Below are 14,069 nucleotides of genomic sequence, written 5' to 3'. Positions count from 1 at the left end.
ACGGGGTGACGCGGCGCTCCTCGCCGCGGTGTAGGAGCAGAACGGTGCGGCGACGTCGCTGTCCGGCGCATCACGGACGAGCGCGCCCAGGAGCCCCGCCGAGCCGCACGTTCTCTCCCTCACTCGCCACGCATGGCGTGCGAAACGTGCGACTCGAGAGACAGGGTAGAAAATAGTGTGCCAAGCCGCCTGCACCACCCAGCGGACCGCGGGATCAAAGAAAACAAGCCCGGAGGGAAGGGGCCGTACGGTGGTCCTGTGATCTGGCTCTTCGACCTCGACAACACGCTCGTCGACCGCGCCGCGGCGTTCCACGGCTGGGCGAGCGACCTGGTGGCGTCCCACGGCGGCACACCCGACGACCTGGCGGCGCTGCTGACCGCGGACGGCGGCGGTCACGCCCCCAAGGACCACGTGGCGCACGCGGTCCAGGACCGGTTCGGCGTGGACGACGACGTGGACGCGCTCGTCGCGACGATGCGCGCCGGCATCCGTGACCGCATCGCGCCCTACGACGGGGTGCTCGAGCAGCTCGACGCGCTGCGGGCCGCCGGCGACCGCGTCGGCGTGGTGACGAACGGCACGTCGCACCAGCAGCGCGGGAAGCTCGCGCTCACAGGTCTGGCGGACCGGGTGGACGTGGTGGTGGTCTCGGGCGAGGCGCGTGTCGAGAAGCCGGACCCCAGGATCTTCGACCTGGCGCTCGAGGCGCTCGGCGTCGCACCGGAGGAGCGTGGCGACGTCTGGATGGTTGGCGACGCCGAGGGACCGGACGTCGAGGGCGGACGGCGCGCCGGCCTGCGGACCGTGTGGCTTGCGCACGGACGTCGGTGGACCGGCGAGGCCGAGCCCGACGTGGTGGCCGAAGGGCCGGTCGAGGCCGTCGCCGCTGTACGCGCCCTGGTGGCGGCGACCGCCACCGCATCTCGTTGACCGAGGCACAGGCGGCCGGCGAGGGTACGGGCATGGCACCGGACCCCGTCCTCTGGCCGTTCCCCGCGCTGCGCGTCGTGAGCGGCGACCTCGAGCTGCGCTACCTCGACGACTCGACGCTGGACGAGCTCGCACACCTGGCCGCGGACGGGGTGCACGCGCCCGACGCCATGCCGTTCCTGGTCCCGTGGTCGCGCGGTACACCGAGCGAGGTGGCCCGTCGCGTCCTCGCGTTCCAGTGGCAGACACGCGGCGCGCTCGCGTCCGGCGAGGGGCCGCTCCGGCTCGAGCTCGCGGTCTTCCACCGCGGTGCGCCGGTCGGTGTCCAAGGCTTCTCGGGTCGGGACGTCCCCGTGGTGCGGACGGTCGAGACCGGCTCGTGGCTCGGGCGGCGACACCAGGGTCAGGGCCTCGGTACGCGGATGCGACGCGTGATGCTCCACCTGCTGTTCGAAGGATTCGGCCTCACCGAGGCGACGACGACTGCGTTCGTCGACAACGCGCCGTCGAACGGCGTGACCCGGCGCCTCGGCTACACGCCCGAGGGGACCGAGCTCGTGGCGCGCGACGGCTCACCGGTGGTCGTCAACCGCTACCGCCTCACGCGGGAGGCATGGCTCGCCCAGCCCGGACGCCCCGATGTCGTGATGCACGGTGTCGAGCCGGTCCGGTCGTTCCTCGGGCTCTGAGGCTGGTGGCGGCGGACGCCTGAAGCAGGTCAGCCCATCGCAGCGGCGGCCCGCCGGAGCAGCGCGCTCGTGCCGTCGCCGCGCCAGCGCCGTTGAGCGTCCGCGCCGGTGCCGTCGGCAAGCACCCGATCCACCCCCGCGCGGACGAGGTCGAGATCACCGTGGTCCGCCAGCGCCTCGTGCACGTGCCGGACGAGGGTGCGCAGGGCCTCGGCGGCCGGGACGGGGCGGTGGGTGCGGGGGTCGAGGAGCTCGTCGCGCAGCCCGGACCGCGCGGCGCGCCACGTGGCGGCACGCAGGAGCTCGACGCGCACGTCGTCGGCGGGGTCGCCGGCGGACCAGGCGCGCGCCGCGGTCTCGACGAGCCCGCGGGCGAGCGCGGCCAGCAGCACCGTGTCGCGCACGTCGAGCGGGACGTCGGCGACGCGGATCTCGACGGTCGGGTACGCGACGGCGAGCCGGGCGTCGAAGTAGATCATGCCGCGGTCGAGCGCGACGCCCGAGGACAGCAGGTCGTCGACGGTGCCGTGGTAGGCCGATGCGGAGCCGAAGAGCGGGGTCGGACCGGCGGTCGGCCAGCGCTTCCAGACCTGCGAGCGGTAGCTCGCGTAGTGGGTGTCTGCGCCACCCCAGAACGGCGAGTTGGCGGTCAGTGCGAGGAGCAGCGGCAGCCAGGCGCGGACGCGATCGATGACGGCGACGCCTTCTTCGTCGCCGGCGACGTGGACGTGGACGTGGCATCCACAGGTGAGCTGCTCCTGGGCGGTGCGTGCGAAGAGGTCCGTCATGGCGCGGTAGCGCCGTCCGGGGGAGACGTGGGTGGGGCCGGCGACCGGCGAGGTGCCGAGCGGGAGGGCCCGCGCTCCGGCCGCACGGGCCGCGGTGGCGGCGAGGGCGCGTCCGGCGCGAAGGTCCTGCTCGATCTCGGCGAGGGCGTCGTGCGGCGCCGTCGCGGTCTCGACCTGCTGCTGCTTGAGCTCGGGCTCGAGCTCACCGTCTCCCGGAGCGTCGTGCGCCGCGGCCACGGTGTCGCGTGCGGCCTTGGCCGGCCGACCGTCGTGGTCGACCAGCAGGTACTCCTCCTCGACGCCCACGGTCCGCATCCCGAAAGTCTGGGGTGAAGGGCGTGCCGACGCGCGCCCGGGTCACCCGATCGGGGTCGCGGACCAGCCCGTCCACCGGTCGACCTGCAGCCGGAGGACCGCGTCGGTCGGGCGGTGCTGCACGTACTGGGGGTACTTGCCGGCGAGGACGTCGATCGCGGCGGACCACCTGGCGTCGGTGTCCGTGGTGTCGTCGGCGGTGTCGGAGGGGAGGCGCTCGACGGTGATCGTCCCCGTCGCGCGGACCCACCAGAGCTGCGACCAGTCGTCGTCGTAACGGTCGACGAGCAGCGCGGCCCGCGGGTTCTCGGCGACGTCCCGGAGGCGTCGGAGCGCGCTCGTGGTCTTGGGCTTGTGGTCGACGGCGGTGACGATCTCGTCGGTCGCGGGGACGAGGGCGAACGTCACGGGGACCACGCGCGGCTGCTGGTCGTCCCCGGCGGTCGCGAGGTAGCCGTGGCGTGCTGCGGCGAGCAGACGTCGGCACGTCGCGTCGTCGATCCTCACCAGTGGTCCTCGACGGTTCGCAGACGTCATTGTCGCCCGGGGTGCACGACGCCCGCGCCTCAGCGGGGGCTGCGGCGCGGGCGTCGGTGCGGTGCGGGGGCCGTGACGGGTCAGACGGTGACGGGTCAGCCGGTGACGATCCAGACGGTCACGGATCAGGCGGAGACGTTCGCCAGACCCGCGGGCAGGAGCCGCCGGCCGAGCACCCGTTCGCTGTACCCGGCGCGGTCGAGGTACGGCGTGATCCCGCCGAGGTGGAACGGCCAGCCGGCGCCGAGGATCATGCAGAGGTCGATCTGCTGCGGGGTCGCGACGACGCCCTCGTCGAGCATGATCCCGATCTCGCGGGTCAGGGCCGTCAGGGTCGCGTCGAGCACGCCGGCGGCGTCGAGCGCCTCGCCCGCCTGCCCCGTCCCGTCGCCGTCGAACACCGCCTGGATGGCGGGGTCGACCGGCTTCGGCAGTCCCTTGGCGGGGGCGTCGAGGACGACCCGCGTGCCGTCCGCCACGATCTTCTCCAGGCCGGGGGACGCGGGGAAACGGTCGCCGAGGTCCTCGCGGAGCGACTGGAGCACGTGGAGCCCGACGGCCGGGCCCACGAGGTCGAACAGCTCGAACGTCGGCATGGGGAACCCGAGCGGGTCGGTCGCGTGGTCGGCGACCTCGACCGGGGTGCCGTTCTCGACGGCCTCGATGATCTTGCCCATGACGAGCACGAGCAGGCGGTTGACGACGAAGCCCGGGCGGTCCTTGACGAGCACCGCGGTCTTGCGCAGCTTCCTGGTCACCGCGAACGCCGTGGCGAGCGCCGCGTCGGACGTCTTGTCGGCACGCACGACCTCGACCAGCGGCATGGCGGCCACCGGGTTGAAGAAGTGGATGCCGACGACGCGCTCGGGGTGCTCGAGGTCCGCGGCCATCTCCGTGACGGACAGCGCGGACGTGTTCGTCGCGAGGATCGTCTCGGGCCCGACGACGCCCTCGAGCTCGGCGAAGACGCGCTTCTTGAGCGAGAGGACCTCGGTGACGGCCTCGATGACGAGGTCGCAGGACGCGAACTCGCCGATGTCGGTCGTCCCGGACACCTGGGCGGTGATGCGCGCGGCGTCGTCCTTGCTCATGCGCCGCGTCGAGACGAGCTTGTCGAGCTGCCCGCGGACGAACCCGAGGCCCTTCTCGACGCGCTCGGCGTCGAGGTCGCGCAGGACGACCGGGACCTTGAGGCGCTGTGCGACGAGGAGGCCGATCTGCGCGGCCATGAGTCCGGCGCCGACGATCCCGACGCGCGTGACCGGACGGGCGAGCGACGCGTCCGGCGCGCCGACGGGCTTCTTGCCGTGCGAGACGAGCTGGAACGCGTACACCGACGCGCGCATCTCGTCGCTCATGATGAGGTCGGCGAGCGCCTCGTCCTCGGCGGCGAACGCGTCGTCGCGGTCGGCGGTGCGGGCCGCGGCGACGAGGTCGAGGGCGCGGTAGGGCGCCGGACGGGAGCCGTGGACGGTGGCGTCGAGCCGCTGGCGGGCGAAGGCGACGGTGGCGTCCCAGGTGGCCTGGTCGTCGAGGGCGCGGCGTTCGACGTGGATCTCGCCGGCGAGCACCGCCGCGGTCCATGCCACGGACTGCTCGAGGAAGTCGGCGGCGTCGAAGAGCGCGTCGGCGAGCCCGATCTCGGTGGCCTCGACGGCCTTGAACGGCTTGTTCTGCGCGGGCCGGGTGAGGATGACGTCGAGCGCCTTCTGGACGCCGACGAGGCGCGGCACGAGGTAGGCGCCGCCCCACCCGGGGACGAGGCCGAGGCCCGTCTCGGGGAGCGCGAGGGCTGCGACGTCGGACGCGACCGTGCGGTAGGTGCAGTGGAGGGCGACCTCGAGGCCGCCGCCGAGGGCGACGCCGTTGATGTACGCGAACGTGGGCACGCCCATGTCGGACAGCAGCGTGTACGCGGCGTGCCCGCCGCGGCCCAGGGCGAGGGCGTCGTCGCGGCTCGTGACGGAGGCGACCTGGGTGAGGTCGGCGCCGGCGGCGAGGAAGTAGGGCTTGCCGGTCACGGCGACGGCGGCGATCTCTCCGGCGTCGGCCCGCTCCTTGAGCCGCGTGAGCGCGGCGGTGAGCTCGGCGATGCCGCCCGGGCCGAGCGTGGTGGGCTTGGTGTGGTCGAACCCGTTGTCGAGGGTCACGAGCGCGAGCGTGCCGAGCCCGCGGGGGAGCTCGACGTCGCGCACGAGCGCGTGGGTGACCCGCTCGGCACGGGGCTCGGGGCGCTGGGTCGCGCCGGGGGTGGTCTGGGTGTCGGTCATCGTCGTCCGTCTCCGTGCTGTGGCGGGAAAGGTCTGGGGAGCTGTGGGGCGGGGGTGCGGTGGGCGCCGGTCAGCGCGTGTGGCCCGAGTAGTCGGCGTGGTGCGGGTTCTCCCAGATGACGGTGCCGCCCATGCCGAGCCCGACGCACATGGTGGTGATGCCGTAGCGCACCTCGGGGTGCTGGGAGAACTGTCGGGCGAGCTGGGTCATGAGGCGCACGCCGGACGAGGCGAGGGGGTGCCCGATGGCGATGGCGCCGCCGTAGGGGTTCACGCGGGGGTCGTCGTCGGCGATCTTGAAGTGGTCGAGGAAGGCGAGCACCTGGACGGCGAACGCCTCGTTGATCTCGAACAGGCCGATGTCGTCGATCGTGAGGTCGGCCTTCGCGAGCGCCTTCTCGGTGGCGGGGACGGGCCCGAAGCCCATGATCTCGGGGTCGACGCCGGCGAACGCGAACGACACGAGGCGCATCTTGGCGTCCAGACCGAGCTCGTCGGCGACGTCGCCGGAGGCGAGCAGCGACATGGTGGCGCCGTCGGTCAGCGGGGAGGCGTTTCCGGCGGTGACGCGGCCGCCGGGGCGGAACGGCGTCTTGAGGTTCTTGATGCCCTCGACGGTCGTGCCGGGGCGGGCGAGCTCGTCGGCGGTCGCGAGGCCCCAGCCCTGCTCGGAGCGGACGGCGACGGGGACGAGGTCGGGGGTGACGTTCCCGTCGGCGACGGCCTGGGCGTACTTCGCCTGGGACGCGACGGCGTAGGCGTCGGCGCGCTCCTTGGTGAGGTGCGGGTAGCGGTCGTGGAGGTTCTCGGCGGTGACGCCCATGTTCAGGGCGTCGTCGGCGACGAGGCGCTCGGTGAGGAAGCGCGGGTTGGGGTCGGCGTCGAAGCCCATGGGGTGGTGGCCCATGTGCTCGACCCCGCCCGCGAGCGCCACGTCCTGCATGCCGGCGAGGATGCCGGACGCGGTGGTGGTGACGGCGGTGAGGGCGCCGGCGCACATGCGGTCGATGGCGTACCCGGGGACGGTCTTGGGGAGGCCGGCGAGGACGGCGACGGAGCGGCCGAGGGTGAGGCCCTGGTCTCCTTGCTGGGTGGTGGCGGCGATGGCGACCTCGTCGATGCGCTCGGGGGGGAGCTCGGGGTGGCGGCGCAGCAGCTCGCGGACGGTCTTGACGGCGAGGTCGTCGGCGCGGGTGTTCGCGTACAGGCCGTCGGGTCGGGCCTTGCCGAACGGGGTGCGGACTCCGTCGACGAAGACGACGTCGCGCGGGGCCGGACGGGTGGGCTCGGTGGTCATGGGCTTCTCCTGGTCGGGACTGCGGTGTCCGGAGCCGGCGGGCTCTCGAAAAACACGATACCGCCGGTTTCAGTTAAGTCTACGCACCCGAGCCCGGGTCGGGGTGACGCGCGTCACAGCTCAGGTGCCGGGGCCGGTGTGCGGAGCACGATGACGGAGGACGACGAAGGGCCCGGTCCGCGGGCTGCGTGCAGCGGCGGACCGGGCCCCTTCCTTGTGGCGGGCGGGCGGCGTCAGCGGTGGACGGCGCGCACCGCCTTCTTCGCGAGGGGCAGCGCCTTGTTCCAGACCCCGTACAGGGCGGAGAAGGGCACGTCGACGCTGCCGAGGAGCTCGTCCTCGTGGTCGGCGAACCCACGCTTGAACGTGGAGATACCGTCGTTGAGGAGCCCGTTGACGTCGTAGCGCACCACGCCCTGCTCGCGCATGGACCGGATCGCGAACCACTTGAGGCCGTAGTTGGCGCGCAGGGCCATGCCCTCGTCGTCCATCCCGCCGTAGAGCTCGAACGAGGTGCGCGTCGACGCGGCGAACCAGACGAACGCGACGGGACGGTCGTGCGGCCCGCCGTCGTGCGTGCGGGCGAACGCGGCGAACACGGGCGAGTGGACGTCGAGCTCGCGGCGCACCAGCCGGTAGTAGTCGTCGGGGTGCAGCCCGAACCCGGCGCGCTCGGCCGTCTGGCGGTAGATCGCGAGGCAGGCGTCGAGCTCGGCGTCTGAGTGCACGGCCCGGAACTCGAGGTCCTCGCGCTCGGACTTGCGGATGTACTGCCGGGTCTTCTTCGCCATGACCTTCATGAGCTCCTCGTCGCTGCGGCGCAGGTCGAGGATGAGCGTCTGGGCGTACAGGACGGGGTTGGTGGCCGGCTGGGCGCCCGGGAGGGCGAGCGGGGTGCCTGCCGGCCAGTCGGGCTCGAGGGTGATGCCGACGCCGCCGATGGTGGTGCGGCACCAGTCGACGACGGCCTGCGTCACCTCGGCGCGGAGCGCGTCGTCGCCGGTGCCGTCCGCGTCGCCGGCCACGACGGGACCGCGCGGCACGTAGCACAGCGACTTGAAACGGGACGGCAGGGGCCGCACGAGCACCTGCGCGAGGCCGACGGTCGTGTCACCGCGGGAGACCTCGATGCGGTGCGCCGTCCACGCGCCGTGGGCCTTGACCTCGCCCCATCCCCACAGCTGCAAGGGGTGGCCCCCGAGGCGGTTCACCTCGCCGTCCCACAGGTCTCGGTCGTCGATCACTGTCACGAGCAGGGGGGAGGCCATGGACCGCAACCCTAACGGATCGTCATGCCCTCATCGGGCGTCCGACAGGGCGCGTGCCACCGGGCCTGCCACGAGGTCGACCTGCCACGCGCGGGCACCGCGGCCACGCAGGAACGCGGCCACCGATGCCTCGTCGAGGGTCGCCGGCGGGGTCCAGCACAGGCGCCGCAGCGCGTCGGGCTGCAGCAGGTTCTCCACGGGGACGTGGTGCTCCTCCGCGAGCGCCGCCACGAGGGGCCGGGCGAGGTCGAGGCGTGCGGCGGCGGCGGGGTCGCGGTCGGCCCAGGCGCGCGGGGGCGGTGGGCCGTCGGTGCCGGGCCCGCGCAGCGGCGGGAGGTCGACGTCGGGGAGCTGCAGCGCCGTGGTGATCGCCTGCTGCCACGCGGCGGCGCGGCGGCGGGCGCCCTTGGAGGCGAACTCGGGGAGCCGGACGAGGTCGGCGACGGTGCGGGGCAACGCCTGCGCGGCGGCGACGACCGCACGGTCGGGCAGGACGCGCCCGGGGGACAGGTCACGGGTGCGGGCGTTGGCGTCCCGGGCCTCCCACAGGGCGCGGACGACGGCGAGGCGGCGGCGGTCGCGCAGGGTGTGCGACCCGGAGGTGCGGCGCCAGGGGTCGACGCGCGGCGGGGGCGGGGGCGCGAGGCGCACGGCCTCGAACTCCTGGGCCGCCCAGTCGGTCTTGCCGGTGGCGGCGAGCTCGGCGGCCATGTGGTCGCGCAGCGCGACGAGGAGCTCGACGTCGAGCGCGGCGTACCGCAGCCACGCGTCGGGCAGGGGACGGGTTGACCAGTCGACCGCGGAGTGCTCCTTGGCGAGGCCGTACCCGAGGACGCGGGCGACGACCGCGCCGAGACCGACTCGCTCGTACCCGAGCAGGCGGGCGGCGAGCTCGGTGTCGAACACGCGGGTGGCGTGCATGCCGAGGTCGGCGAGCCCGGGCAGGTCCTGGCTCGCGGCGTGCAGGACCCACTCGGCGTCGGCGATCGCGTCACCGAGGGCGGACAGGTCGCCGAACGGCACGGGGTCGATGAGGAACGTGCCGACGTCCTCGCGGCGGACCTGGACGAGGTAGGTGGCCTGGCCGTACCGGTAGCCGGACGCGCGTTCGGCGTCGACGGCCACGGGTCCGGTGCCGGCGGCGAGGCGCTCGACCGCGGCGCGGTAGGCCGCGGGCGTGTCGACCACGCGGGGGACGCCGTCGGCCGGTTCGAGCAGGGGGACGACCTCGGGAGCGGCGGGAGCGTCGGCCTGTCCGTCCGGGCCCGACGCCGCGGCCGGGTGGTCGGACGGTCCGGTGCCGGGGACCGTCACAGGCCGCCCCCGCGCCGGGCGCGCAACGGCGTCACGCCCTCGGGCAGGGGTGGGCGTCCGGCTGCCGCACCGACGAGGTGCGCCCACGCGTCCAGATGGGGGGCGAGGTCGCTCGTCAGGGGGGTCCAGGAGGCACGCACCTCGATCTCGTCGGCCTCGGGGCGGCCGACGAGGGAACCGAAGCTCTCGGAGATCACGCGTGTCACGGTACCGCCCGCCGCGCGCGAGCCGGCGCCGGAGTGCTCGAGGCCCTCGCGCAGCCACGTCCACGCGACCTCGGGGAGCAGGGGGTCGCGGGCGAGGTCGGGCTCGAGCGCGGCACGCACCATCGTGACGACCCGGAACCGGCCCTCCCACACGTCCTGGCCCGCCGGGTCGTACAGCACCACGAACCGGCCCGTCGCGGCCGGCTCGTCGTCGTCGGCCTGGGGCCCCGGCCCCGCGAGCTCGCCCGCGAGCGCCAGGGCGAACGGTGCGAGGCGGGCAGGAGCGGGGATCTCGCGCAGGCGGACGTCCTCGCTGATCCGTGCGGAGCGCAGCGACTCGAGGGCGTCGCTGAACTCCGTGGGTACGCGGACGTCACCGGCGGGGTTCACACGGGCACTCTAGGGCGGGGTGCTCGCGAATCGTCGGACATCCGCAGTTCGGGCGGGCCGCGTCGTCTGCGAGCCGCCTGGACTAGGCTGAGCGGCGTACCCGACAGTCCCTCCCCGAGGAGTACGAGCATGTCAGCACGCGCGCAGATCGGTGTCACCGGCCTCGCTGTCATGGGGCGCAACCTGGCCCGCAACTTCGCCCGTCACGGTTACACGGTGGCGGTCCACAACCGGTCGTACGCGAAGACCGAGTCGCTGGTCGCGGATCACGGCACGGACGGCGATTTCGTGCCGTCCGAGTCGACCGCCGACTTCGTGGCGTCGATCGCGCGTCCCCGCAAGATCGTGATCATGGTCAAGGCCGGTGGTCCGACGGACGCCGTGATCGACGAGCTGATCCCGCACCTGGAGGAGGGCGACGTCGTCATCGACGGCGGCAACGCGCACTTCCCCGACACGATCCGCCGGGAGCGCAAGCTCGCGGACCTGGGTCTGCACTTCGTCGGCATGGGCGTCTCCGGTGGTGAGGAGGGCGCGCTCAACGGCCCGTCGATCATGCCGGGCGGCCCGAAGGAGTCGTACGCGACCCTCGGCCCGATCCTCGAGGACATCTCCGCGAAGGTCGACGGGGTGCCGTGCTGCACCTGGGTGGGCCCGGACGGTGCCGGCCACTTCGTGAAGATGGTCCACAACGGCATCGAGTACGCCGACATGCAGCTCATCGCGGAGGCGTACGACCTGCTGCGCCACGGCCTGGACGCCGACGCTGCGGAGATCGGCAAGATCTTCGAGGAGTGGAACGCGGGCGACCTGGAGTCGTTCCTCATCGAGATCACGGCGGACGTGCTGCAGCACGTGGACGCCGAGACCGGCAAGGCGTTCGTGGACGTCGTCCTGGACCAGGCGGAGCAGAAGGGCACCGGCCGCTGGACGGTGCAGAACGCGCTCGACCTGGGTGTGCCGATCACGGGGATCGCGGAGGCGACGTTCGCCCGCGCGCTGTCCGGCTCGGTGCCGCAGCGCGAGGCCGGCCGTGCCGCGCTCGCGTCGGACGCGGGCACGTGGGACGTCACCGACCGGGACGCGTTCGTCGAGGACGTGCGCCTCGCGCTGTACGCGTCGAAGGTCGTGGCGTACTCGCAGGGCTTCGACCAGATCGCGGCGGCGTCCGCGGAGTCGGGCTGGGGCATCGACCGCGGTGCGATGGCGCGCATCTGGCGTGGCGGCTGCATCATCCGGGCCAAGTTCCTCAACCGGATCACCGAGGCGTACGAGCGTGACGCCGACCTGCCGCTGCTGATCGCCGACCCGTACTTCGCCGACATCGTCGGCAAGGGCCTGCAGGCGTGGCGCCGCGTCGTGTCGCAGGCCGCGCTCAACGGGGTGCCGACGCCGGCGTTCTCGTCGTCGCTGGCGTACTACGACGGGGTGCGGGCCGAGCGTCTGCCCGCTGCCCTCATCCAGGCGCAGCGCGACTTCTTCGGCGCGCACACCTACCGCCGGGTCGACAAGGACGGCACGTTCCACACGGAGTGGTCGGGCGACCGCACGGAGCACGACGCGTGACGACCCCCACAGACCGGCCCGTCGGCACCCAGGTGCCTGGCGGGCCGGTCCCGTCCGCGGCCGAGGACCGGGTGCGGGCGCTCCTCGCGGAGCGCACCGGCACGGACCCCGCGGACTGGTTCCTCGTGTTCAAGGCCCGGTACGGCATGGAGGTCGTGTTCCGCGCCCTCGCCGCCGTGCGCGGGGCGGGTGACGTCGCCACCCAGGTGCTCACGTGCTCGACGGCTGTCGACCCGATCCTCGTCGGCGGGCTGCGCCCCGTGTACGGCGAGGTGTCGCCCGCGTCGGTCGCGCTCGACCCCGAGCGGCTCGTCGTGACGCCGACCACGCGGGCTGTCGTCGCGCAGCACACCTTCGGGATCGTCGACGACGCCCGCACGGCGCGGCTGCGCGCGGTGGCCGACCGGGTCGGCGCGCTCCTCGTCGAGGACGCCGCGCACTGCGTGACGCGCCTGGCGCGCGGCGCGGACGGGCGCCCGCTCGCGGACGTGTCGATCCACTCGTTCGGCGTCGAGAAGATGCTCCCCACCCGGTTCGGCGGCGCCGTCTGGGTGAACCCGGAGCTGGGCGGCCCGGACGGCGACGGTCTGCGCCGGCGCGTCACGGGCGACCTCGCCGCGCTGCCGGCCGTCGGTCGCCGCATCGACCTCGCCGCACGGATGTACCGCACCGAGGTGCGGGTGCTGAACCGCCTGCCGCACGCCGCGGCGGGTCCGGTGCGCAGCACCCTGACGCAGCTCGGTGCGTTCGAGCCCGCCATCGCACCCGTCGAGGCCCAGGGCGGTCTGCGGTACGAGCCGATGCGGCCGTCGGAGTGGATGGCGCAGCAGATCGCGGCGCAGCTGCCGAGCCTCGACGCCGTCGAGCACGGGCGCGCCGCCGCGGTGCGCGTGTACCTGCACGAGCTGGGCGGCGTCGTCGAGATCCCGTCGTCGGCCCACGGGCCGCTCGTCCGGTTCCCGTTCTTCGCCGCCGACCACGACACCGCCGAGCGGGTCCTCGCGGCCCTCGCGCGGGCGGGGCACTACGCGGGCCGGTGGTACCGGCCTGCGCTGTTCCCCGGTGTGGACGACCCCGCCGTGTACGGCTACACACCCGGCGTCGCGGCCCTCGCGACCACGGAGGGCCTCATCTCCCGGGTCGTGAACCTGCCGACCACGGTCGACCCGGAGCAGGCGCACCGGATCGCCGCGGTCGTGCGGTCCGTCATCGCGGACGGTTCTTCGCGTACCTGACGTAGTCGAGGACGTGGCGCAGGTCGATGCGCGCCACGTCGAGGCGCCGCCGCCACGACATGTCCGGCCCGTACTTCAGGGTGTGGACGGTGCCGGCCCGCCGGGCGCTGCGCAGCAGGGGGCGCAGCGGCTCGGGGGCGAACCACCGCACCACCGGGTACGGGACGTTGAGCCACAGGCGTTCGCGGGACGTCACGGTCAGCGGCTGCGAGCGCCGGTACACCACGTCGTCGATGACGGCGCGGGCGAGGTTCCCGCCGCCCGCCATCGTGTAGTAGCTCGTCGCGCCCGGTCGCAGGTTGATCTCGAGGAGCTTGCTCAGGCCCGTGCGGCGGTCGAGCATGACGTCGAAGTTCGCGGTGCCCGTGTACCCGACGCCGTCGAGGAACGTGCGGATCGAGGCGGCGAGCTCGTCGTCCCGGATCGACACGATGGCGTTGTTGTTGCCCACCATCTTCGGGTCGTACTCCGTGACGACGACCTGTCCGAGCGACTGGAACACCGTCTGCCCGTTGCGGTCGGAGTACGTGTTCGCGACCCGCATGACCGACTCGTCGCCTGCGAGGTACTCCTGCACGACGAGGTCGTCGGCGTACCCGGCCGCGAAGATCCGCGCGCACAGCTCGCGCAGCGCCGCCGCGTCCGGCACCAGGTACACCTTCTGCTTGCCCTCGAACCGCACCCTCGGGTACGTGTCGGTGTTGGACGGCTTGCAGATGACGGGGAACCCGAAGGGCAGGCGCGTGCCGAACGTCTCGTCGAGCGGCGTGGCCGGGCTGACGATCACGCTCTCCGGGTGCGGCACCCCGAGCTCGGCGCACGTGCGGTAGAAGTCCGTCTTGTTCATGAGCCGGTCGGCGGCCGCCTGGCCGACGAGCGGGATCGTGAACCGTTGCTCCAGGGCGGCGCGGTGCTCCAGCACGACGTTCGTGTAGAACTCGATGAGGGGCAGCAGCACCAGGGTGCGGCCGGGCCGCTCCCGGTCGAGCTCGTCCGCGATCTCGAGCAGGGTCGCGACGATGCGCTCCGGGTCCTGGAAGTCCCGGTAGGCGCGCACCCCGACGATCTGCGAGTCGGCGGTCTCGCGGACCGCGAACCTGCCCAGGGCGAGGGTGCGTACGCCGTACGCCTCGTGCAGCGACCGTGCCATGTTGTACGCGTTGAGGTTCGTACCGAGCACGATGGGGACGAAGTCGTCGTTCCCGTAGGACATGCGGTGGTGGCTCCCGTCCGGAGGGTGGCGTGCCGCGAGCTGCGGCCC

At 73.5% G+C, this 14,069-nt stretch carries 12 protein-coding genes; 4 read left to right on the top strand and 8 right to left on the bottom strand.

All coding sequences use genetic code 11. The annotated features are described in order from the left end of the window. The first annotated feature begins 258 nt into the window (after nt 1-258). Together CLV34_RS14290 and CLV34_RS14285 are read left to right on the top strand one after the other, a co-directional pair. On the top strand, nt 259-933 hold the full coding sequence (locus tag CLV34_RS14290; protein ID WP_157803866.1) for an HAD family hydrolase: 675 nt from the start codon (nt 259-261) through the stop codon (nt 931-933). A gap of 32 nt (nt 934-965) precedes the next feature. Further along, nucleotides 966-1,622, top strand: a complete 657-nt coding sequence (locus CLV34_RS14285; protein ID WP_100350968.1) for a GNAT family N-acetyltransferase — start codon at nt 966-968, stop codon at nt 1,620-1,622. Nucleotides 1,623-1,651: 29 nt separating this feature from the next. Here the strand turns inward: CLV34_RS14285 and CLV34_RS14280 are convergent, their stop codons facing one another. From CLV34_RS14280 to CLV34_RS14250, 7 genes are all read right to left on the bottom strand, one after another. Further along, nucleotides 1,652-2,725 (bottom strand): glutamate--cysteine ligase, encoded by a 1,074-nt coding sequence (locus CLV34_RS14280; protein WP_100350967.1) that lies wholly within the window; start codon nt 2,723-2,725, stop codon nt 1,652-1,654. A gap of 42 nt (nt 2,726-2,767) precedes the next feature. Further along, complete coding sequence (locus CLV34_RS14275; protein ID WP_100350966.1) at nt 2,768-3,232, bottom strand: TIGR03668 family PPOX class F420-dependent oxidoreductase; 465 nt, start codon at nt 3,230-3,232, stop codon at nt 2,768-2,770. A gap of 155 nt (nt 3,233-3,387) precedes the next feature. Then, complete coding sequence (locus CLV34_RS14270) at nt 3,388-5,532, bottom strand: 3-hydroxyacyl-CoA dehydrogenase NAD-binding domain-containing protein (protein ID WP_100350965.1); 2,145 nt, start codon at nt 5,530-5,532, stop codon at nt 3,388-3,390. Nucleotides 5,533-5,602: 70 nt separating this feature from the next. Then, the gene (locus tag CLV34_RS14265) at nt 5,603-6,829 is read right to left on the bottom strand and encodes a thiolase family protein (protein ID WP_100350964.1); all 1,227 of its coding nucleotides are present in this window, start codon (nt 6,827-6,829) and stop codon (nt 5,603-5,605) included. A gap of 233 nt (nt 6,830-7,062) precedes the next feature. Beyond that, complete coding sequence (locus tag CLV34_RS14260) at nt 7,063-8,097, bottom strand: lipid II:glycine glycyltransferase FemX (protein WP_100350963.1); 1,035 nt, start codon at nt 8,095-8,097, stop codon at nt 7,063-7,065. A gap of 30 nt (nt 8,098-8,127) precedes the next feature. Then, entirely contained in the window at nt 8,128-9,411 is a 1,284-nt protein-coding gene (locus tag CLV34_RS14255) for an HRDC domain-containing protein (RefSeq protein ID WP_100350962.1), read from the bottom strand. Then, entirely contained in the window at nt 9,408-10,007 is a 600-nt protein-coding gene (locus tag CLV34_RS14250) for a DUF3000 domain-containing protein (protein ID WP_100350961.1), read from the bottom strand. Before CLV34_RS14250 ends, CLV34_RS14255 begins: the two co-directional genes overlap by 4 nt. 129 nt (nt 10,008-10,136) lie before the next feature. Between CLV34_RS14250 and gndA the strand changes: the two genes are divergently transcribed. Then, nucleotides 10,137-11,573: an NADP-dependent phosphogluconate dehydrogenase gene (gene gndA, locus CLV34_RS14245; protein ID WP_100350960.1), complete on the top strand. Its 1,437-nt coding sequence runs from the start codon at nt 10,137-10,139 to the stop codon at nt 11,571-11,573. Continuing rightward, nucleotides 11,570-12,808 carry a DegT/DnrJ/EryC1/StrS family aminotransferase gene (locus CLV34_RS14240; RefSeq protein ID WP_211289464.1) on the top strand — a complete coding sequence of 413 codons (1,239 nt, stop codon included), beginning with the start codon at nt 11,570-11,572 and terminating at the stop codon, nt 12,806-12,808. The genes gndA and CLV34_RS14240 overlap by 4 nt, the downstream gene beginning before the upstream one ends. On the opposite strand, the gene CLV34_RS14235 is transcribed toward CLV34_RS14240, so the two are convergent. Next, nucleotides 12,780-14,021: a carboxylate--amine ligase gene (locus CLV34_RS14235; RefSeq protein ID WP_157803865.1), complete on the bottom strand. Its 1,242-nt coding sequence runs from the start codon at nt 14,019-14,021 to the stop codon at nt 12,780-12,782. The genes CLV34_RS14240 and CLV34_RS14235 overlap by 29 nt on opposite strands. Between the last annotated feature and the right edge of the window lie 48 nt (nt 14,022-14,069).

The organism is Luteimicrobium subarcticum (assembly GCF_002798015.1).
Classification (GTDB): Bacteria; Actinomycetota; Actinomycetes; order Actinomycetales; family Cellulomonadaceae; genus Luteimicrobium; species Luteimicrobium subarcticum.
This window is presented reverse-complemented; position numbering and strand designations above follow the sequence as displayed.

What these genes read in the sequence shown, in the direction of transcription:
- CLV34_RS14270 (WP_100350965.1), bottom strand. Translation starts at nt 5,532, where the DNA reads ATGACCGACACCCAGACCACCCCCGGCGCGACCCAGCGCCCCGAGCCC.
- CLV34_RS14260 (WP_100350963.1), bottom strand. Translation starts at nt 8,097, where the DNA reads ATGGCCTCCCCCCTGCTCGTGACAGTGATCGACGACCGAGACCTGTGG.
- CLV34_RS14235 (WP_157803865.1), bottom strand. Translation starts at nt 14,021, where the DNA reads ATGTCCTACGGGAACGACGACTTCGTCCCCATCGTGCTCGGTACGAAC.
- CLV34_RS14265 (WP_100350964.1), bottom strand. Translation starts at nt 6,829, where the DNA reads ATGACCACCGAGCCCACCCGTCCGGCCCCGCGCGACGTCGTCTTCGTC.
- CLV34_RS14280 (WP_100350967.1), bottom strand. Translation starts at nt 2,725, where the DNA reads ATGCGGACCGTGGGCGTCGAGGAGGAGTACCTGCTGGTCGACCACGAC.
- gndA (WP_100350960.1), top strand. Translation starts at nt 10,137, where the DNA reads ATGTCAGCACGCGCGCAGATCGGTGTCACCGGCCTCGCTGTCATGGGG.
- CLV34_RS14285 (WP_100350968.1), top strand. Translation starts at nt 966, where the DNA reads ATGGCACCGGACCCCGTCCTCTGGCCGTTCCCCGCGCTGCGCGTCGTG.